19 protein-coding genes are annotated in these 19,492 nt (G+C 32.1%); 13 read left to right on the top strand and 6 right to left on the bottom strand.

Annotated elements, in window-relative coordinates; genetic code table 11:
• Positions 1–63 precede the first annotated feature (63 nt).
• The 5 genes from FUA26_RS00130 to FUA26_RS00150 all read left to right on the top strand — a co-directional run bounded on the left by FUA26_RS00130 (position 64) and on the right by FUA26_RS00150 (position 3,517).
• Positions 64–954 (top strand): DUF2167 domain-containing protein, encoded by an 891-nt coding sequence (locus FUA26_RS00130; protein ID WP_147130273.1) that lies wholly within the window; start codon positions 64–66, stop codon positions 952–954.
• A 113-nt stretch (positions 955–1,067) separates the two neighbouring features.
• Positions 1,068–1,646 carry an RNA polymerase sigma factor gene (locus FUA26_RS00135; protein ID WP_147130275.1) on the top strand — a complete coding sequence of 193 codons (579 nt, stop codon included), beginning with the start codon at positions 1,068–1,070 and terminating at the stop codon, positions 1,644–1,646.
• On the top strand, positions 1,639–1,824 hold the full coding sequence (locus tag FUA26_RS00140) for a hypothetical protein (protein WP_147130276.1): 186 nt from the start codon (positions 1,639–1,641) through the stop codon (positions 1,822–1,824). Before FUA26_RS00135 ends, FUA26_RS00140 begins: the two co-directional genes overlap by 8 nt.
• A gap of 21 nt (positions 1,825–1,845) precedes the next feature.
• Positions 1,846–2,673 (top strand): mechanosensitive ion channel family protein, encoded by an 828-nt coding sequence (locus FUA26_RS00145; RefSeq protein WP_147130278.1) that lies wholly within the window; start codon positions 1,846–1,848, stop codon positions 2,671–2,673.
• Positions 2,674–2,815: 142 nt separating this feature from the next.
• Complete coding sequence (locus FUA26_RS00150; protein WP_147130279.1) at positions 2,816–3,517, top strand: hypothetical protein; 702 nt, start codon at positions 2,816–2,818, stop codon at positions 3,515–3,517.
• An 18-nt stretch (positions 3,518–3,535) separates the two neighbouring features.
• On the opposite strand, the gene FUA26_RS00155 is transcribed toward FUA26_RS00150, so the two are convergent.
• From FUA26_RS00155 to FUA26_RS00165, 3 genes are read right to left on the bottom strand one after another with little or no spacing between them, the layout of a single operon-like run.
• Entirely contained in the window at positions 3,536–4,321 is a 786-nt protein-coding gene (locus tag FUA26_RS00155; RefSeq protein WP_147130281.1) for a S1/P1 nuclease, read from the bottom strand.
• Between the two features lie 15 nt (positions 4,322–4,336).
• On the bottom strand, positions 4,337–5,686 hold the full coding sequence (locus FUA26_RS00160; protein WP_147130283.1) for a DEAD/DEAH box helicase: 1,350 nt from the start codon (positions 5,684–5,686) through the stop codon (positions 4,337–4,339).
• 28 nt (positions 5,687–5,714) lie between these two features.
• Positions 5,715–6,605: an aldose 1-epimerase family protein gene (locus FUA26_RS00165; RefSeq protein ID WP_147130285.1), complete on the bottom strand. Its 891-nt coding sequence runs from the start codon at positions 6,603–6,605 to the stop codon at positions 5,715–5,717.
• A 79-nt stretch (positions 6,606–6,684) separates the two neighbouring features.
• Between FUA26_RS00165 and FUA26_RS00170 the strand changes: the two genes are divergently transcribed.
• From FUA26_RS00170 to FUA26_RS00185, 4 genes are all read left to right on the top strand, one after another.
• Complete coding sequence (locus FUA26_RS00170; RefSeq protein WP_147130286.1) at positions 6,685–7,977, top strand: anthranilate synthase component I family protein; 1,293 nt, start codon at positions 6,685–6,687, stop codon at positions 7,975–7,977.
• Positions 7,978–8,114: 137 nt separating this feature from the next.
• Positions 8,115–9,425 (top strand): tRNA lysidine(34) synthetase TilS, encoded by a 1,311-nt coding sequence (gene tilS / locus FUA26_RS00175; protein WP_147130288.1) that lies wholly within the window; start codon positions 8,115–8,117, stop codon positions 9,423–9,425.
• 87 nt (positions 9,426–9,512) lie between these two features.
• Positions 9,513–11,132 (top strand): adenine deaminase, encoded by a 1,620-nt coding sequence (gene ade, locus FUA26_RS00180; protein WP_147130290.1) that lies wholly within the window; start codon positions 9,513–9,515, stop codon positions 11,130–11,132.
• Between the two features lie 3 nt (positions 11,133–11,135).
• Complete coding sequence (locus FUA26_RS00185; protein WP_147130291.1) at positions 11,136–12,095, top strand: YheT family hydrolase; 960 nt, start codon at positions 11,136–11,138, stop codon at positions 12,093–12,095.
• Here the strand turns inward: FUA26_RS00185 and FUA26_RS00190 are convergent.
• Positions 12,092–12,553 carry an Lrp/AsnC family transcriptional regulator gene (locus tag FUA26_RS00190; protein WP_147130293.1) on the bottom strand — a complete coding sequence of 154 codons (462 nt, stop codon included), beginning with the start codon at positions 12,551–12,553 and terminating at the stop codon, positions 12,092–12,094. The two genes, FUA26_RS00185 and FUA26_RS00190, sit on opposite strands and share 4 nt — an antisense overlap.
• Positions 12,554–12,716: 163 nt before the next feature.
• Between FUA26_RS00190 and FUA26_RS00195 the strand changes: the two genes are divergently transcribed.
• From FUA26_RS00195 to FUA26_RS00210, 4 genes are all read left to right on the top strand, one after another.
• Entirely contained in the window at positions 12,717–13,658 is a 942-nt protein-coding gene (locus FUA26_RS00195) for an NAD-dependent epimerase/dehydratase family protein (protein ID WP_246109037.1), read from the top strand.
• Between the two features lie 20 nt (positions 13,659–13,678).
• Positions 13,679–14,869 (top strand): glycine C-acetyltransferase, encoded by a 1,191-nt coding sequence (gene kbl, locus FUA26_RS00200; RefSeq protein ID WP_147130296.1) that lies wholly within the window; start codon positions 13,679–13,681, stop codon positions 14,867–14,869.
• Positions 14,870–14,999: 130 nt separating this feature from the next.
• Positions 15,000–15,461 carry a (2Fe-2S)-binding protein gene (locus FUA26_RS00205; RefSeq protein WP_147130298.1) on the top strand — a complete coding sequence of 154 codons (462 nt, stop codon included), beginning with the start codon at positions 15,000–15,002 and terminating at the stop codon, positions 15,459–15,461.
• 22 nt (positions 15,462–15,483) lie between these two features.
• A complete protein-coding gene (locus tag FUA26_RS00210; protein ID WP_147130300.1) occupies positions 15,484–17,700 on the top strand; it encodes a xanthine dehydrogenase family protein molybdopterin-binding subunit in 2,217 nt (738 codons plus the stop codon).
• A gap of 42 nt (positions 17,701–17,742) precedes the next feature.
• Here the strand turns inward: FUA26_RS00210 and FUA26_RS00215 are convergent, their stop codons facing one another.
• Positions 17,743–18,609 carry a hypothetical protein gene (locus FUA26_RS00215; RefSeq protein ID WP_147130302.1) on the bottom strand — a complete coding sequence of 289 codons (867 nt, stop codon included), beginning with the start codon at positions 18,607–18,609 and terminating at the stop codon, positions 17,743–17,745.
• Between the two features lie 26 nt (positions 18,610–18,635).
• Positions 18,636–19,352, bottom strand: a complete 717-nt coding sequence (locus FUA26_RS00220; RefSeq protein ID WP_147130304.1) for a hypothetical protein — start codon at positions 19,350–19,352, stop codon at positions 18,636–18,638.
• Positions 19,353–19,492 lie beyond the last annotated feature (140 nt).

Below are 19,492 nucleotides of genomic sequence, written 5' to 3' on the forward strand. Positions count from 1 at the left end.
TCGTAGGTTTGAATAAGAGGTTTTTTATAAAACCTTAGTACTAACCATTTTCAATTCAACAACATGAAAAAACTGTTATTTTCTGTACTATTTATTACTAGTATGTATGCTTTTTCGCAAGAAACTGTAGATTCTTTAGCGCTAAAAGAAGCCCGTTATGCCTTTGTTTTAGATAGTATAAACAAATCGTTTACTTACCAAACTGGCACCATAGAATTAGGTGAAGGTTTAGCAACATTACATGTGCCTAATGGCTTTAAGTTTCTAGATAGCCAACAAAGTCAGCGCGTTTTAACCGATTTATGGGGGAATCCACCAAGTGAATCTATGGGATTATTATTTCCTGAAGACATGACACCAATGCACGATAATTTTACATTTTGTGTTGAAATTGATTATGCTGAAGAAGGTTACATTGATGATGAAGATGCTGAAGATTTAGATTATGATGATTTACTTGAAGAAATGCAAGAAGATACAAATGCCACAAACACCGAACGTAAAGAACTTGGCTACCCTACAGTACAACTTGTAGGTTGGGCATCTGCACCTTACTATGACCAAGAAAATAAAAAATTACACTGGGCTAAAGAACTTAAGTTTGATGATGCCGATGTAAACACACTAAACTACAATATTCGTGTTTTGGGCCGCAAAGGGTATCTTAACTTAAATGCTATTGGAGATATTTCAATGCTTGAAAACTTTAATTCAGATAGAGATAAAATTATTAAAAGTGTAGAGTTTACTCCAGGAAACCGTTATTCAGATTTTAATCCAGATATAGACCAAGTTGCAGCGTATGGCATAGGTGGTTTAATTGCTGGTAAAATATTGGCAAAAGCAGGCTTTTTTGCAGTAATATTAAAATTCTGGAAATTTATAGCCATTGGCGCAGTAGCACTTTTTAGTAGTTTCAGAAAAAAAATATTTGGCAATAAAAAGGAGGCTTAACAATCCTTTTTCAAATTATTTTAAAAAAAAATAAAATTTTATAAATAATAAGTGACCTATAATAAAAACAAGTGTCTTAACTCATAACAAACCAAATGGCTGTAAGCTAAATTTTGAAAACCCTAAAAAACATTAATAAGCTATCCGATGAGGATTTGGTAAAAGCAATTGTTAAAAACAATGATACATTGCTTTTTGAAATACTGTACGACAGGTATTCACACCTGGTGTATAATAAATGTTATGGGTTTGCAAAAGATGAAGATGAAGCTAAAGATTTAACACAAGATGTATTTTTAAAACTCTTTGTTAAATTAGCAAGCTTTAAAGGAACCTCAAAATTTTCAACATGGTTATATGCCTTCACATACAACCATTGTGTTAATTTTGTAACCAGAAATACAGCTAAAAAGTTTGAAAAACAAGCTGTTGATTATGCTGATATTGAAAATGTATCAGAAGAAGATGATGACGACAACAGTTTTGTTAATATGAAGGTTGAGCAATTAAAAGTAGCTTTAGAAGAAATTTCACCCGATGAAAAAATGATACTGCTACTTAAATACCAAGATGGGCTTTCTATAAAAGATTTAGTAAGTGCTTTAGGTATTGGTGAGAGTGCCGTTAAAATGAGAATTAAACGAGCAAAAGATAAATTAATAACCGTTTATAACGAATTGTACAATGGATAATCCATTTAAATACGTAAATACACCCCTAAAAGAAGTTCCAAAAGAACTTAAAGGGAAGGTTATGAATGATATTGCCATGGCAAAATTGCTAATGGAATTGGCTGCTCTATTCTCATACAACATTGGCGATATTATAGAGTCTGTTATTAATCAAAGAGATAAAAATACCAAAAAATAACCCTTAACTTAATTTAATAACATGAACAAAGTAACTGAATATAAAAACATAGCTATGGAATCTTTAAGAGCTATGTGGTTAGAAATAACTAAAATGTTTCCAAGTATTATTGGGGCATTAATAATACTGATTGTAGGTTTAATTGTTACAAAATTAGTAGTTAAACTAATTAAAAAAGCTTTAAAAATAGCTAAAGCAGATAAGCTTGATGATAAACTAAATGAAATTGAAATAGTTGAAGGCAAGAAATTAAATTTCAATACCGTAAAAATAGTATCAAATTTTGTTAAATGGGTCATGTATATCATGCTCATTATCATGGTGTCAGATATTTTAAATCTTACCATGATATCACAACAAATAAGTGATTTATTAGGTTATTTACCTCAATTATTTGCAGCTTTAGTAATTTTTACCATAGGTTTAATTTTAGCCAATACCATAAAAAATGCGCTAAAATCGTTTTTTGAATCAATGGATTTATCTGGAGGAAAAATGCTAAGCCAAATAGTATTTTTTATCATTTTAATTTTCACATCAATTACAGCTTTAAATCAAGCAGGTGTTGATACCGAAATAATAACCAGCAATTTAACGTTAATATTAGGTGCATTATTATTTGCTTTTGCATTAGCGTTTGGTTTAGGCGCTCAAAAAGTTGTGGGCGATTTATTAAAAACATTTTATGCCCGTAAAACGTATGAGGTTGGTCAAATAATTGAATTTAAAGATATTAAGGGTGAAGTTGAGGCCATAGATAATATGTGTATTACTTTAAAAACACCCGAAGGTAAATTAATAATACCAATAAAAGATATTACAGAGAGTCAAGTAAAAGTGCAAAAATAGCTTTAAGTTAGGGTTAAAATTTGGTTGGTTACTTTTTGTAATTTGAAAGACTCTCTATAATTCCCTCTCTATTAATTTAGAGGGGGATTTTTTTATTTCTTCACATAAAACATTAATTTCATAAACCATAAAATTGTTTCAAATGAAGTTTACTACATCTTTAATTTTAGTTTTAATAGCTTGTTTTACGGCACATGCACAGGCAACTATACCTTCAAATTATAAACTAGTGTATGCCCAAAACTTTGAACAGCCTCAAGCAATACAAGATTTTGAAATGACCGATGCTGAGGTTTGGCGCGTTGCCAAAAAAAGTAATAATAGCTTTTTAGAGCTTTTTATGCAAAGTAACTATAAGCCTTTAGTGCGTTCGCCATTCAATATAGCATTACTTAAAACTATAAATGTTGAAGATTTTATTTTAGAAGTTAAAATGAATCAAAATGGGCGTGAATACCCGCACAGAGATTTATGTTTAATTTTTGGGTTTAAAAATGCTTCAAATTTTTATTACACACATATTGCATCAAAGGCAGATAATCATGCAAATAGTATTTTTATTGTGAATGATGCACCACGAGTAAGTATTGCAAAACAAAGAACAGATGGAACTAATTGGGGCACAGAAAACTCATGGCATACAGTTAGGGTTGTTAGAAATGTAGCTAGTGGTTTAATTCAAATTTATTTTGATGACAACACAACACCCATAATGCAAGCTTCAGATAAGCATTTTAAATCAGGATATATAGGTTTAGGATCTTTTGATGATGTTGGCAGATTTGACGATGTTAAAATTTGGGCACCTAAACTTGCAAAAGAAAAGCAAGGTATTTTTAAATAAAACTAAGTTATATTTTGTTTAAAACAAAGTGTTTAAAATCTTAGCAAGTCTTATTCCTGCAATTTGTAATTGCGATCTTACTGTGTTGAAGTTTTGGTATGAATAACTGTACTTTAAATTGGCATTTGGTGATACGTTATTGTATATCTCTTTAGTGAGCTTGTGTGTTTGGTTAACCCAATCTATAATTGTGCCTTTTTGTATGTTTTTAATGGTTTCTTTAGGTAAGTAACTAGCATTATCTGCAAGTTCAGAATAGCTCATGCCATAATGTTCAATCATTTCGGTATCCCAAACTTTATGAAGGTTAGAGTCTTTATAAAACCATTGTACTTTAAAATCGTTTCCGCCTTTATCTTCAGCTAAACCAATGTGTAGAGGTTGGTGCAAATCTCCAATTAAATGTATGAGTAATTTTAAGTAAAATGCTTTGTCTTCATTACTTGATGTTTTGCTTTTAATTACCGAAATACATTGCTCAATACCACTAACTAAATCGCCTTTAGGGTTACGTTTGGTGGCATCATAATCGGCGTCCATAGGCATATTAATGTAATGCCATGTGTAAAATGCATCATATCTGCGGTCCGATTTTATTTCATCGGCAAATGTTGAAGTAAAAGCTAAAGACTCTCTGTTAAGTATTTTTTTTATGGCTTTTTTAGTTTTGTTTTTCAAGTATTTACTAGCAATTTCGCCAACAACTCTGTGGCCTTTTGCGCCCCATTTTGGTTCATTTGTAGCGTTAGTGTTATTGCTTATAATTATAAAAAAAGCAAAGTATGTAAATAGTTTTAATTTCATTACGGTTAGGAGTTTTTAGCGTTTTTTTCTTCGGTTAGCATTTTTATCACCACGTGTTTTGGGCTTTTTATATTTTTTAGCAATTTCTCGTCGGTATTTACCACCTAAGTTTTCTTTTCTGTTTTTATCTTTTTTTTCATGAAAAGCAGGCCCAGGAGCATCTTCATCTGTTCTTTTAGTAGGGTTGTTACGTTCTCGTATTTGTGGGCGTTCTTCTTCAATTAATTCTGTAGAAATTTCAACTATTTCTGGTATTTCAACCAAAGGAATTTCCATATTCATTAAAGTCTCAATGTTTTCAATAGCTTCTTGTTCTTTTTCAGTAGAAAATACTAATGCTGTCCCTTTACGTTCAGCTCTACCAGTTCTACCAATGCGGTGCATGTAATTTTCAGGATATATTGGAGTATCAAAATTTATAACATGTGATACGTTATCAATATCTAACCCGCGTGCCATAACATCGGTAGCTATTAAAATTCTATTGTGGCCTTCTCTAAACTGTTCAATACTTCGTAACCTATAGTTTTGTGTTTTGTTAGAATGAATTACACATAATTCTTCCTTAAAGTGTTCATCTAATTTTTCAAATAAACGGTCTGCCATTCGTTTATAAGCTACAAAAATTAATACCTTATTAAAGGTTTCGATATCATTTAAAAGATGTACCAATAAATTTACTTTGGTGTAAAAGTTTGGAACGTTGTATTTGTTTTGTGAAATATTATTTAGAGGTGTACCAGAAACAGCTATAGAAATTCGTTCTGGGTTTTTAAAAAAATCAGTTATAAGTTCATCAACATCTTGTGTCATGGTTGCAGAAAACATGATGTTTTGTCGGCGTTCAGGTAGTAAGTCAAAAATATTAATAAGTTGGTGCCTAAACCCTAAGTCTAACATTACGTCAACTTCATCAATTACTAATTTTTGAATAGATTTTAGTTGTAATACACGGCTCAAAGCCAAATCATACAACCTACCAGGTGTGGCTACTAAAATATCTAAACCTTGCGCAATAGCTTGTTTTTGTGTGTTAATATTTGTGCCGCCATATACACCTAAAACTCTATTGTTTATGTATTTTGATAGTTTTTCAATTTCTTCAACAACTTGTACTACTAATTCTCTTGTTGGTACTAAAATTAAAACCCTAGGGTTTTCTTGTTTTGAAAACTTTAAATTTTTTAAAATAGGTAACATGTAAGCAAATGTTTTACCGGTACCCGTTTGCGCAATACCAACCACATCTCTACCAGAGCTTACTACGTTGAAAGCTTCGGCTTGAATAGGTGTTGGTGTTGTAAAGCCTAAATCATCTAAGGCATTAAATAAAGCTGTGTTTAAATTTAAGTCTTGAAACGTCACAATTTGTTGTTTTAGGCAACAAAGATAGTTATTCTAAATGCTTTTTGTTTATTTCAATGTAATATGATGCCCTAAAGGTTTTGTTGGCTTCTAAAGTAAGTATACCTTCTTTTTCAGTTAACTGTTGGTTTGTGTTTTCATTATCGCCAACACCAAGCCAAGGTTCTATGCAAACAAAATTACCGTTTGTTTTAGCCCAAATGCCTAAATAATTAAAATCATTATATTTAACAGTTAAAATATCACCGCTTTTAGCACTTTTTAAAGTTACTTTTCGTGATTTTAAATCTTTAAAAACAAGCGCATCTTTGGCAAATAAATTGTGGTTTAGTGCTAATAAATTAGTGTTTTTTAATACTGTTTTTGTTCTGTTGGTCATTAAACTATTTTCAGTATTTAAGAGGTATGATTTAGAGTTTTCAACATGTTCAAACTCTAAACTGTAATCATGGTAAGCTTCATTTTTAAAAACCGGGCAATTAAATGCAGGGTGCCCACCAAGTGAAAAATAAAGCGTTTTATTATCTTCATTTTTAACTGTATGTTTTACTTCAATAATATTATCATTTAAAGTAAAAGAAATATTAAAACTAAATTTAAACGGATACATTTCAAGCAGCACATCATTATACGAAATACCAAAAGTTAAACTGTTTTTACTGCTTTTAATACACGTAATATTACTGTTATTTCTAATAAATCCGTGCTTTGTTAAGTTGTATTTTTCGTCTTTAAAAATAAAAGCATCATTTTTTAAAACTCCAATAATAGGGAATAGGTTAGGTGCATGGCTTCCCCATATATTATGGTTAGCTTGCCACATAAATTGGGTGTTATTTTTAGTAGATTTAATGCTGCATAACTCGGCGCCCGTTTGTTTTACAGAAATTTCAAGAAAGTTGTTCTTTAAATGATGCATGGTAAAACGTTTTTAAAGTATTACACAAAACTCTTAATTTTTTAAGTAAACTCATTAAATTTGTACATAAATTTTTTTGTTGAGAACTACACATATTTATAAACCCCAAAACATTTTGGCTTTTAAAAAGCAATTATTGCTTTGGGCACAACAATTTAACGAAGTTGTTTGGTTAGATTCAAACAGCTACAACCAAGCTTACAGTAGTTTTGATGCGGTTTTGGCAGTTGATGCTTCTACTAGCATTCAAACAAATTATAAAGAAGCTTTTAACAAACTTAAAGCTTACCAAACTGAAGTAAACGATTGGATTTTTGGCTATTTGACCTACGATTTAAAAAACGGCATTGAAAATTTAGTATCAAATAATTTTGACGGTTTACGGTTTCCAGATTTGTATTTTTTTCAACCTAAAAAACTCTTTTTATTTAAAGATGAAACGGTAGAAATTAAGTACTTACATTTTTTAAAACACGAAGTAAAAGAAGATTTAAAAGCAATTAATTTTTTTGAAGATAAAACGCCTTTAAATACCACAAAACCAGTAAAAATTAAACTTCGTATCCATAAAGATGCTTATTTTGAAAAAGTATCAAAAATGTTAGAACATATAAAACATGGCAGTATTTACGAAGCCAATTTTTGTCAAGAATTTTATGCTGAAAATACTACAATAAACCCATTAGAAACTTACTGTAAACTCAATGCTATTAGTGGTCCGCCTTTTGCTACTTTTGTTAAGTTTCATAATAAATATGTAATGAGTGCTTCACCTGAGCGTTACATTAAAAAAGAAGATAGTACCGTTATTTCGCAACCAATAAAAGGTACCGCAAAACGCTCAAAAAATAAGCATGAAGACTATGTGTTAAAAAGCAATTTAAGCAATGATGAAAAAGAGCGTAGCGAAAATATTATGATTGTTGATTTAGTGCGAAATGATCTTTCAAAAACTGCTATAAAAGGCAGTGTGCAAGTAAAAGAACTTTGTAAAATATATACCTTTGAACAGGTACATCAAATGATATCAACAGTAACATCACAAGTTGAAACTAGTACACATCCGGTTGATATTATTAAAACTACATTCCCAATGGGAAGCATGACAGGCGCTCCTAAAATTTCAGCAATGAAAATTATTGAAACTCTTGAAGATACAAAACGCGGCATATACTCTGGGGCAATAGGTTATTTTACACCAAATAATGATTTTGATTTTAACGTAGTAATTAGAAGCATTTTGTACAACGCCACAAAAAAATACGTGTCTTACTCAGTAGGTAGTGCAATTACATCAAAAAGTGATCCGCTTAAAGAATACGAAGAATGCTTGGTTAAAGCCAAAGCCATGCGTGAGGTGCTTGAGGGCTAGTAGTTAGTTGGTAATAATTGTGTTTATTAAGCTTAGCAGCTTTTTTTGCATGTTTTAGTTGTTAAAAAGGCGTTTATTTAAAACTCAATTTTACACACTATTTCTTGCAGACATTAAAATAAAAGCTAAATTTGAGTATGTTAGAAAAACTACAACAGCACATAACCCAAAACCTACCATTTTTAAAAGAAAGTAAGCTGTTAATAGCCATTTCTGGTGGTGTAGATAGTGTGGTGTTGGTTAATTTGTGCTATAATTTAGGTTTAGATATTTCATTAGCACATTGCAATTTTAATTTAAGAGGAAATGAAAGTGATGATGATGAGCAATTTGTAATTGAACTGGCCAATAAATTAGATATTGAAGCCTTTACCGAAAGTTTTGATACTGAGGGTTACGCTGTGTTAAACAAAGTTTCTATTCAAATGGCAGCGCGCGAATTGCGGTATTTTTGGTTTGATGAATTAGCCCAACAACTAGCGTTTGATTATATTTTAACAGCACACCATGCCGATGATAATTTGGAAACATTTCTCATAAATTTTTCAAGAGGCACAGGTTTAGATGGGCTAACCGGCATACCCGAAGTTAATAACAAATTTGTACGTCCGTTACTCCCTTTTTCGCGAGAAAACGTCATAGACTATGCTAAAAATAACAATTTACAATGGCGAGTAGATAGTAGTAATGCTTCAACTAAATATTTACGTAATAAACTACGACATGAAATTATTCCTATTTTAAAAGAAATAAACCCAAGCTTATTACAAAGTTACCAAGGCACCATTAGTAATTTGAGTGACACTGCCGATATTGTTGAAGATTACATGGAACTTTTTTTAGCAGAAGCTATTGATACTATTGAAGACAATAAAATTGTTTTTAATATTTCAGCCTTCAAAAAACACAATAATCCAAAAGCATATTTATTTGAAGCTTTAAAAGATTACGGTTTTACCCAATGGAATGATGTTGTAAATTTACTAAATGCACAATCTGGTAAATACGTTTTAAGTAATACGCATAGGCTTATAAAACATGGCGACACGTTATTGTTAAGCGAAATTGAAACTGAGGAAATTAAAACCATAACCATAAATACATTTTCTGAAGTTACTGAAACACCTTTTGGTACCTTATCATTTTCAGTAGTTGATACCATAGCGCATAACGAAGCCAATACTATTTTTGTAGATAAAGCCCTTTTAAAATTACCATTAACAATTAGAAAATGGGAAGTTGGCGATGTGTTTTTTCCTTTCGGAATGGTTGGTAAAAAGCGGGTTAGTAAATATTTTAAAGACGAAAAATTATCACTTTTAGATAAAGAAAGTTCGCTGCTTTTATGTTCTGGCGAAGATATTGTTTGGATTATTAACCGACGAGCAGATAACCGCTTTAGAGTTACAGAAAACACCAATGAGATTATAAAAATAGAGCTAAAGTAGTCTAGCATTCTAAGGTAGAAACCTTAAGAATATTAAACATTAAATGAACGCTATTATTCTTGCGTAAACAGGAAATCCATAAAAATAATGATTATACAAGGCAATATAGTTGATATAAAAAACAAACGTATTTTTAAAGGAGAAATTACGGTTAAAAATGATAGAATTGTAACTATAACTGAAAAGGAACACGCAGTTACAAACTACATTATTCCTGGTTTTATTGATGCGCATATTCATATTGAAAGTTCAATGCTTGTACCAAGTGAATTTGCAAAAATAGCAGTAAAACACGGTACAGTTGCCACAGTTTCCGATCCGCATGAAATTGCTAATGTATGCGGGCTAGCGGGTGTAAATTTCATGATAGAAAATGGTAAAAAAGTACCATTTAAATTCAACTTTGGCGCGCCTTCATGTGTGCCAGCTACTTCTTTTGAAACTGCTGGAGCTATTATAAACTCTAATGATATTGCACAATTGCTTCAAAACCCAGATATAAAATACCTCACAGAAATGATGAATTACCCAGGCGTAATTTTTAATGATGAAGAGGTGCATAAAAAACTGCGTTTAGCAAAACAATATAACAAACCAATTGATGGGCATGCACCAGGTGTTACGGGTACAGATTTAGATGCTTACATTGCTGCTGGAATAACAACCGACCATGAATGTTTTACTTATAATGAAGGCTTAGAAAAACTTCAAAAAGGTATGAAACTACTAATTAGAGAGGGTAGTGCTGCTAAAAATTTTGAAGCTTTAATTGATTTATTGCCCAAACATTTTGAAAACATTATGTTTTGTAGTGATGATAAGCACCCAGACGATTTAATGTTAGGCCATATTAATCAATTATGTGCCAGAGCTATTGCTAAAAATATAAATGTTTTTAAAGTATTACAAGCCGCTTGTGTTAATCCTGTAAAGCATTATGGGTTAGAGGTCGGTTTATTACAAGAAGGTGATTTAGCCGATTTTATTGTGGTTGAAGATTTAGTACATTTTAAAACATTACAAACCTATATAAACGGAGCGTTGGTGTTTGATAAAGGAGTTTCAAAAATTGACTCGGTAGCATTTAATACTATTAATAATTTTGACTGTAACCCTAAAGATGTAACAGATTTTAAAGTTGAAGCCACTTCAAAAAACATTAGAGTTATTGAAGCTTTAGAGGGGCAATTAGTAACCAACGCGTGTATTGAAACAGCTAAGGTTGTTAACGGTAATGTGGTGTCAAATATTGAAAACGATATTTTAAAAATAACGGTTGTAAATAGGTATAAAAACTCAGTGCCAGCAATAGCTTTTATTAAAAATTTTGGTTTAAAAACAGGCGCAATAGCATCATCAGTAGGGCATGATTCGCATAATATTATTGCGGTGGGCACATCAGATGAAGCTATTTGTAAAGCAGTAAATTTAATTATTGAAAATAAAGGAGGTATTTGTGCTGTATCACCTTCTAAAGAGCATATTTTACCATTGCCAATAGCTGGTATTATTAGTAATAAACCGGTTGAAGATGTTGCTAAAGACTATCAAGATATTGATGCCGTGGCAAAACAATTAGGCAGCAAATTACATGCGCCTTACATGACCTTGTCTTTTATGGCGTTGTTGGTAATTCCATCATTAAAACTAAGTGATAAAGGGCTTTTTAACGGTACAACATTTAAATTTACATCATTATTTGCCTAACGTATGCCTGTAATTAATTCAACTTATAAAGCGCCATTTATGTTTAAAAATGGCTTTGTATCAACGGTATATTCTGGCTTAGTTAGGCGTGTAAATGGTGTTGAGCAAAAGCGTGAACGCATCAATTTACCTGATGGTGATTTTTTAGATTTAGATTGGAGTTATTCCGAAGAAAAAACCAATAAACTCATTATTATTTTACATGGTTTAGAGGGCAATGCGCAAAGACCTTACATGCTTGGTACTGCAAAATTGTTTACAACTAATAATTTTGATGCTGTTTGTGTGAATTTTAGAGGATGTAGTGGTGAAGATAATAAACTTTACAGAAGTTATCATTCTGGTGCAACAGAAGATTTGCATGACGTTGTTAATCATGTAATTTCAAAATATAATTATAGCCATATTTATTTAAAAGGTATAAGTTTAGGCGCTAATATTATTTTAAAATACTTAGGCGAACAACCAGCAGTACCTCAAATTAAAGGTGCCGTTACAGCTTCGGTACCATGTTACTTAAGCGGTTCTAGTGCAGAATTACATAAACTCAAAAATAAAGCCTATGCTATTAGGTTTTTAAAACACTTAAAAGAACGTTTAAAATTAAAGCTACAAACATTTCCTGATGCGTTATCAATTCATGATGTTAACAACATTAAAACTTTAAAAGATTTTGATGATGTGTATACAGCTAAAGCTCATGGTTTTATTAATGCAGAAGATTATTATGCAAAAAGTAGTAGTTTGCAATTTATACCTAATATTAAAGTGCCAACACTTATTATAAATGCTTTAAACGATTCGTTTTTATCAGCCGAATGTTACCCTGTTAAAGAAGCCAAAACTTCAGAATTTATTTTTTTAGAAATGCCAAATCATGGTGGCCATGTTGCATTTATTGATAAAAAAAATGTGTATTATAATGAACGCAGAGCTTTAGAGTTTGTAAAACAACATACTTAAATATAAAATGCCGATGAGTGTTTAATGTCCTTTAAAACAAAGGTGCTATTTAGTACGCCAATATTATCAATTTTTGATAGTTTGTATTTTACAAAGTTGTGGTAGTCCTCTAAATCGCGTGTGTTAATTTTTAAAATAAAATCTACTTGTCCTGCCATATGGTAGCACTCTTGTACCTCTTCTAAATTTTGAACTTGTGCTTCAAAATGTTCAATAAACTCTTTACTATGGTAGCGCATTGAAACTTGGCAAATAGTTGTAACGGGGCGTTTTATAAGTTTTTTATCTAAAATGGCTACATACTTTTTTATAAAACCTTGGTTTTCTAACCGTCTAATACGTTCGTAAACAGGCGAGGTTGTTAAATGTAATTTTTTGGCTATTTCTTTAGCTGTTTTTTTAGAATCTTGTTGTAAAATTCTTAGAATAGTTAAGTCTGTTTCATCTAAATGTTCCATAATTCGGCAATAAAATTTGTGGTTTGCTAATTAAAAATTAGTATTTCAAAAGTAATAATAATTTTAAAGTGTTAGTTTAAAAGTGAAATTTACTTAAATTTTAGTATTATTCGGTTTTATAAATTGCTATATGTAATTTTGTTGATAATAAATGCTTAATGAGATGATTTTAATAACAGGGGCAAACGGACAATTAGGAACTGTACTTACTGAAGCTTTGAAAGAGAAGTATGGGAATGATAATGTTTTAGCTACCGATATTTCAAAAAATGAAACTAATTCAGGTTTATTTGAGGTTGTTGATGCTACAAATATAGATGCTTTACAAACTATAGTAAAAACATATAAAGTATCTCAAATATATCATTTAGCAGCTATTTTATCGGCAAAAGGAGAGCAGAATCCGCTTTTAAGTTGGGATATAAATACTAAAACCTTTTTGAATGTTTTAGAAGTTTCAAGATTAAATAACGTTAAAAAGGTGTTTTTTCCAAGTTCAATTGCTGTTTTTGGTAGCAACGCTAAAAAAGTAAATACACCAAATAATGCGGTTTTAAACCCCGAAACTGTGTACGGAATTAGTAAAGTTGATGGTGAAAATTGGGCACAATATTACTTTAAAAAATATAATTTAGATGTGCGCTCATTACGTTATCCAGGTGTTGTTGGGTACCAATCATTGCCCGGTGGAGGCACCACAGATTATGCTGTTGATATTTTTCATAAAGCCGTTATAGGGCAACCGTTTTCGTGTTTTTTAGAAGAAAATACAGCCTTACCAATGATTTTTATTGATGATGCCATTAGAGCTACTATTGAATTAATGGAAGCACCGTCAAATAAAATAAAAACACGCACCGCCTACAATCTTGCAGGTGTAAGCTTTACACCAAAGCAACTTGCTAACGCTATTAAAGAAAGAATCTCTAATTTTAGCATAAATTATAACCCAGATTTCAGACAAAATATAGCAGATAGTTGGCCAGAAAGTATTGATGATTCTGAAGCTAAAAAAGATTGGGGTTGGCAACCAAAATATAACTTAAGTGCACTAACTAATATTATGTTAGAAAAGCTTAAAGAACACTATAAACAAGCTGTTTAAATTAAATAAAACACAAAATTATGTACACTAATATAAAAGCACAATTACAAGAAGAAATAGAAGCTATAAAAACTGCAGGTTTGTATAAAAACGAGCGCGTAATTACTACACCTCAAGGCTCGCAAATTTCAACAACTAAATCTTCTGAAGTTTTAAATTTTTGTGCAAATAACTACTTAGGTTTATCATCACATCCAGAGGTTATTAAAGCGGGTAAAGAAGCTATAGATAGTCATGGCTATGGTTTATCTTCAGTACGTTTTATTTGTGGTACGCAAAATATTCATAAGGAGTTAGAGCGTAAAACAGCTGAGTTTTTAGGTATGGAAGATTGTATTTTGTACGCGGCTGCTTTTGATGCTAATGGAGGTGTTTTTGAGCCTATTTTAACAGCCGAAGATGCTATTATTTCTGATGCTTTAAACCACGCATCAATTATTGATGGTATTCGTTTATGTAAAGCACAAAGGTTTAGGTATGACCATAATAATATGGAAGCTTTAGAAGCTAAGTTAATTGAGGCCAAAGATGCTAGAAGAAAATTAATTGTAACTGATGGGTCTTTCTCAATGGACGGCACTATTGCGCAATTAGATAAAATTTGCGATTTAGCTGATAAATACGGTGCCATGGTAATGGTTGATGAGTGTCACTCTACCGGGTTTTTAGGAAAAACAGGTCGTGGTACACATGAGTACAGAAATGTTATGGGTAGAGTTGATATTATTACAGGTACTTATGGTAAAGCTTTAGGTGGTGCTTCGGGCGGTTTTACTGCTGCAAGAAAAGAAATAGTTGATTTATTAAGGCAGCGTTCAAGACCCTATTTATTTTCAAATACTGTAGCACCCTCAATAGTTGGTGCCTCAATTAAAGTATTAGATATTTTAAGTAATTCAACACATTTAAGAGATACATTAGAAAGTAATACTAAATATTTTAGAACTGAAATGACCAATGCTGGTTTTGATATTGTTCCTGGCAATCATCCAATTGTTCCCGTAATGTTATACGAAGCTACTTTGGCACAAGAGTTTGCTTTAAAATTATTAGAAGAAGGTATTTATGTAATTGGTTTTTTCTATCCTGTAGTTCCAAAAGGCAAGGCCAGAATTAGAGTTCAGTTATCTGCCGCTCATGATAAAACACAACTAGATAAGGCTATTGCAGCTTTTACTAAAGTTGGTAAAGCTCTTAACGTTATTAGCTAAGTTTTAAAACACTTAAAGCTAATATTGTAGGTGTTACGGGTAATTTAAGCTACGTTAAGTGCTTGTTAAAATTATATGTTTGGTGTTTTTGTAATTACATTTTTAGTAAATTAATACCAAAATATTAACTATGCCAACATTTAACTTGAAAATTAACAACAAAACCCATACTGTAAATGCAGATATGGATACACCTTTACTTTGGGTGTTAAGAGATCATTTAAACCTTGTAGGAACTAAATTTGGCTGCGGAATAGGGCAGTGCGGAGCTTGTAGCGTTCATGTAGATGGCAATGTAATGCGAAGCTGTTTAATACAAGTATCGCAAGCTGAAGGAATGCAAATTACAACTATTGAAGGCCTTTCAGAAAACGGTACACACCCAGTACAAGAGGCTTGGAAAGCTATTGATGTGCCACAATGTGGTTACTGTCAAGCAGGACAAATAATGACAGCCTCCGCTTTTTTAGCTCAAAACCCTAATCCTTCAGAATCTGAAATTAGAAACGCTATGCATGGTAATATTTGCCGTTGCGCATCGTACAATAGCATTGAAGAAGCAGTGAAGGTAGCTGCCGATAAAATGAGTTAATTTCAACCAAAAAAAGAAAAACATGGAACCTTCAAATAAAATAAATTTCAGTAGAAGATCTTTCTTAAAAACCTCTGCTTTAGCCAGTGGTGGTATGCTAATTGGTTTTAACTTATTTAATGCTTGCAAGCAAGATGTTAAAATGCCGGTAGATTTAAGCACGCTAAATTACAACGATTTTAATGCTTTTATAAAAATATCGCCCGAAGGAAAAGTAACTATTTTTGCACCCAACCCCGAAATTGGCCAAGGTGTAAAAACATCAATGCCAATGTTAATTGCAGAAGAACTAGATGTGCTTTGGGATGATGTTTATGTAGTACAAGCGCCCCTAGATACTGAAAATTACACACGTCAATTAGCAGGTGGTAGTCAATCATTACGTTTAGCTTGGGAGCCATTAAGGCAAACTGGCGCTACAGCAAAACAAATGTTGGTAAATGCTGCAGCGGCAAAATGGGGCGTAAACGCTTCAGAATGTAAAGCAAAGCAAGGCGTAATTACAAATGCTAATGGTGAAACGTTGGGTTATGGAGATGTTGTTTTAGAAGCAGCACAATTAGAAGTGCCTGAAAATGTTACTTTAAAAAAGCCGGAAGATTTTACCATAATAGGTCAAGGAACCGCTAATGTTGATATAGATGAAATTATAACAGGCAAACCGCTTTTTGGTTTAGATTATAAAGAAGAAGGCATGCTGTATGCATCCGTTTTACGTCCTCCAGCTTTTGGTCAAGTTTTAGATACTTTTGATGCTTCCGAAGCTAAAGCTATGCCTGGTGTTGTTGATGTAATTACTATTGGAGACAAAGCAAAAGCATATTTAGAATCTGAAAAACCCAATTGGACTGCGCAATTAAGTAAAAGTAAAAAAGTAGTTGTACTAGCAAAAACAACTTGGGATGCTTTTAAAGGAAAAAAAGCCATAAGAGCTACTTGGAAAGAAGAATCAGCTTTAGAAAGCACCGAGTTTCACAATGAAAAATTAAATGAAATTTTAGAAGGTTCTAAATTTAATACACGTAGAAAAGATGGTGATGTAAAAAAGGCTTTTGCGCAAGCAGATAAGGTTTTAGAACGTACCTATGAGGCTCCTTTTTTACCTCATAACACATTAGAGCCCATGAACTTTTTTGCCGATGTTAATGATGAAAAAGTACGTTTAGTTGGTCCTGTGCAAACCCCTGAAGATGCGGCTAAAACTGTAGCAGCATTATTAGGGAGAAACATAGAAGATATTACTGTTGAAATGACTAGAATGGGGGGTGGTTTTGGAAGAAGGCTGTATGGAGATTTTGTTTATGAAGCAGCCGAAATTTCAGATAAAATTAAAAAACCTATTAAAATGGTATCTTCCCGTGAAGATGATATGACAACTGGAGTATATCGTCCTTCAACAAAATATAAAATAGCGGCTTCTATTAAAAATGGAAAAGTAACAGGCTATCACTTAAAAGAGGCGTGTATTAATGGTAATATGTACGGGTTAATACCAAACTTTTTTCCTGCAGCTGCTATAGAAAATTATCAAGTTGATACGGCAAACTATAAAAGTAACATAACCACAGGTGCTTGGAGAGCTCCTTACACTAACTTTTTAGCAAGTGCAGAACAAAGTTTTTTTGATGAATTAGCTGAAGAGTTAGGTGTAGATAGAGTACAGCTACATATGGATTTATTAGAGAATGTAAAGAACAACCCAGATCCGAAAATTGAGTATAGTCCAGATAGGTTGCAAGGTGTTTTAAAATTAGTTGTTGAAAAAGCTAATTGGGGAAAAACCGCTGAAGGTACATACCAAGGTTTAGCAGTATATTATTGCCATAACACCCATGTAGCCGAAGTTGCCGATATTGAAATGAATAATGGAGTGCCAACTGTAAAAAAAGTTACCTGCGCTGTTGATTGCGGTATTGTTGTAAATCCGCTAGGGGCATTAAATCAAATTAAAGGTGGTGTTCTAGATGGTATTGGTCACGCTATGTATTCAGATTTTGTATTTGATAATGGTGTACCACAATCTAATAACTTTAATAGTTATCAATTAATTAGAATGGGGCAAACTCCTAAAGTAGATGTACATTTTGTTAAAAATAATATAGCGCCAACAGGTTTAGGTGAACCAACATTACCACCAGTAGGCGGTGCTGTTGCTAATGCAATATACAAGGCTACAGGCCAACGCTTAACTAAGCAACCTTACATGAATAATTTACAAGCCAAAAAGGTAGTTGGTTAAATAAAAAAAATAAAAAAAGCGAGTTAAATACTCGCTTTTTTTTTAAATCTCATCTCCTAGAAAAGTTTTAAATTTTTTAGGGTTGCCATCGGCATCACCCGTTATTAAGTAGTAAACCATACCCGCATCTGAAATATCAGCTCTAAATTCTTTGTGTTTTTTCATACATTGCCAAAGCCATACAAAATCGGGGTTTTTACTATCTCTCAACCAATGCCAAACGCTCCAATCGTGTAGAGAGCTCCATCCTTCATTAGGGTTGTTTTTATTATTTTGGTCTTTAATTCTTTTAAATTTTAACCGGTTGTTGCTTAATTTCAATACATCATCAATGGTATGATGATCTGGTCTTCTCAAATGATTATCGTTATAGTTACTGTGAGATATAATGTAAACAAATGAAAGTACATTAGCTTTACCTTCATCAATAACTTGCTTTACTGTTTGATACAAAAACTCTGAAGGTCCCATATTAACAAAAAACAATGGATCATTTTCAGTAGATTTTAATATTTCGTCTTTTAAATGGTTTATAGCTTCTTGTTTATGTGTGCCAACATCAAAAAATACAGATTCATTAAAATTCCATCGTTCTACAGAACCATCAACACCCTCTTTCATATAATTCCTTACCGTTGTGTGCGGAGGAGAAGGCATAAAATTATTATAAGAATAATGGACAAGTTTGTTTTGCAACTTCATTTTAGCAAGCATAGCTAAAGTGGCTGGTGTTGCACCCCAATCATCAGGATCTGCATAATTATAGCGTCCTGTATATTCTAAATCAGGTTGGGCATTGCCATCGGCACTACAGGCAATTCTGTTGTTGTTGTAAGTAGGTATTTGCGCAAAGGCTAAATACGGTGTAATTATAAAAAAAAGTATAACTTTAATAAAATGATGTCTCATGTTGGTGTTTTAAGGTTTATGTATTGTTACTCACAAATTATGGTTTCTGATAAATTTTTACTTTTATCTTTAGCATCGCCATCTGGCATACCTGTAGAAAGTACTAATTTGTCTAATTGAAAAAACTCTGATCTGGCGCAAATTTTTAATGTATATTCTCCAGCTTCAGGAAATCTAGCACGCATCCATGAGCTAGATTTTGGGTTGTGTAAATCTAAAGCACCACCATATGTGAATTCACCTTTACCACGGCTTACAAATTTTTCATAATGTTCTAAAGTATAATCGGCATCATTAATTCTAGCTAGCCCAATATTTCCAGGAAAATAAATCCATACATCGTTAGATTTGTCTCCTTCTGCTTCATCAGGTTGCCTCATATACCATCTCACTAAATAAGTAGCTGGTGCATCAACGGTAAACTTTACAGTAATTTCATGGTCTAAATTTTGATTTTGATAACTGTTTGCTCCGTAATATTCAATGTATTTTCCAGCAGATGCTTTTTCATCTTCAATAATGCGCCACTTACCTTTTAAGTTAAAACTTTCGGCTTCAATAATTAGTAAGCCATCTTTGTTAACTATATTACAGGTTTCAGTTTCTGAGTTGGTTTCCTCTTCGCTTTCTTCTTTAATTTCATCAGTAGCTTGTGTCTCATCTGAAGAAGATTCTTCATTGCTATCTCCGCAAGAATACATTAAAAAGAGAAAGGATAATAGGGTTAATGTTGTTTTTTTCATAATAAAATAGTTTAGTTGTTGGTAAAATAATTTTAGCTTATAAATTTAGTTTTAAAGAGCTTTAATTAGTCTGTTTGTAACTTAGCAATAACTTTACTAACCCATATATTGAGTTATATATAACTTTACAGTATGGTTTT

Origin of the sequence: Seonamhaeicola algicola (assembly GCF_007997385.1) — a bacterium.
Classification (GTDB): Bacteria; Bacteroidota; Bacteroidia; order Flavobacteriales; family Flavobacteriaceae; genus Seonamhaeicola; species Seonamhaeicola algicola.

What these genes read in the sequence shown, in the direction of transcription:
- FUA26_RS00130 (WP_147130273.1), top strand. Translation starts at nt 64, where the DNA reads ATGAAAAAACTGTTATTTTCTGTACTATTTATTACTAGTATGTATGCT.
- FUA26_RS00140 (WP_147130276.1), top strand. Translation starts at nt 1,639, where the DNA reads ATGGATAATCCATTTAAATACGTAAATACACCCCTAAAAGAAGTTCCA.
- FUA26_RS00145 (WP_147130278.1), top strand. Translation starts at nt 1,846, where the DNA reads ATGAACAAAGTAACTGAATATAAAAACATAGCTATGGAATCTTTAAGA.
- FUA26_RS00150 (WP_147130279.1), top strand. Translation starts at nt 2,816, where the DNA reads ATGAAGTTTACTACATCTTTAATTTTAGTTTTAATAGCTTGTTTTACG.
- FUA26_RS00155 (WP_147130281.1), bottom strand. Translation starts at nt 4,321, where the DNA reads ATGAAATTAAAACTATTTACATACTTTGCTTTTTTTATAATTATAAGC.
- FUA26_RS00165 (WP_147130285.1), bottom strand. Translation starts at nt 6,605, where the DNA reads ATGCATCATTTAAAGAACAACTTTCTTGAAATTTCTGTAAAACAAACG.
- tilS (WP_147130288.1), top strand. Translation starts at nt 8,115, where the DNA reads ATGTTAGAAAAACTACAACAGCACATAACCCAAAACCTACCATTTTTA.
- ade (WP_147130290.1), top strand. Translation starts at nt 9,513, where the DNA reads ATGATTATACAAGGCAATATAGTTGATATAAAAAACAAACGTATTTTT.
- FUA26_RS00185 (WP_147130291.1), top strand. Translation starts at nt 11,136, where the DNA reads ATGCCTGTAATTAATTCAACTTATAAAGCGCCATTTATGTTTAAAAAT.
- FUA26_RS00190 (WP_147130293.1), bottom strand. Translation starts at nt 12,553, where the DNA reads ATGGAACATTTAGATGAAACAGACTTAACTATTCTAAGAATTTTACAA.
- FUA26_RS00195 (WP_246109037.1), top strand. Translation starts at nt 12,717, where the DNA reads ATGATTTTAATAACAGGGGCAAACGGACAATTAGGAACTGTACTTACT.
- kbl (WP_147130296.1), top strand. Translation starts at nt 13,679, where the DNA reads ATGTACACTAATATAAAAGCACAATTACAAGAAGAAATAGAAGCTATA.
- FUA26_RS00205 (WP_147130298.1), top strand. Translation starts at nt 15,000, where the DNA reads ATGCCAACATTTAACTTGAAAATTAACAACAAAACCCATACTGTAAAT.
- FUA26_RS00210 (WP_147130300.1), top strand. Translation starts at nt 15,484, where the DNA reads ATGGAACCTTCAAATAAAATAAATTTCAGTAGAAGATCTTTCTTAAAA.
- FUA26_RS00215 (WP_147130302.1), bottom strand. Translation starts at nt 18,609, where the DNA reads ATGAGACATCATTTTATTAAAGTTATACTTTTTTTTATAATTACACCG.
- FUA26_RS00220 (WP_147130304.1), bottom strand. Translation starts at nt 19,352, where the DNA reads ATGAAAAAAACAACATTAACCCTATTATCCTTTCTCTTTTTAATGTAT.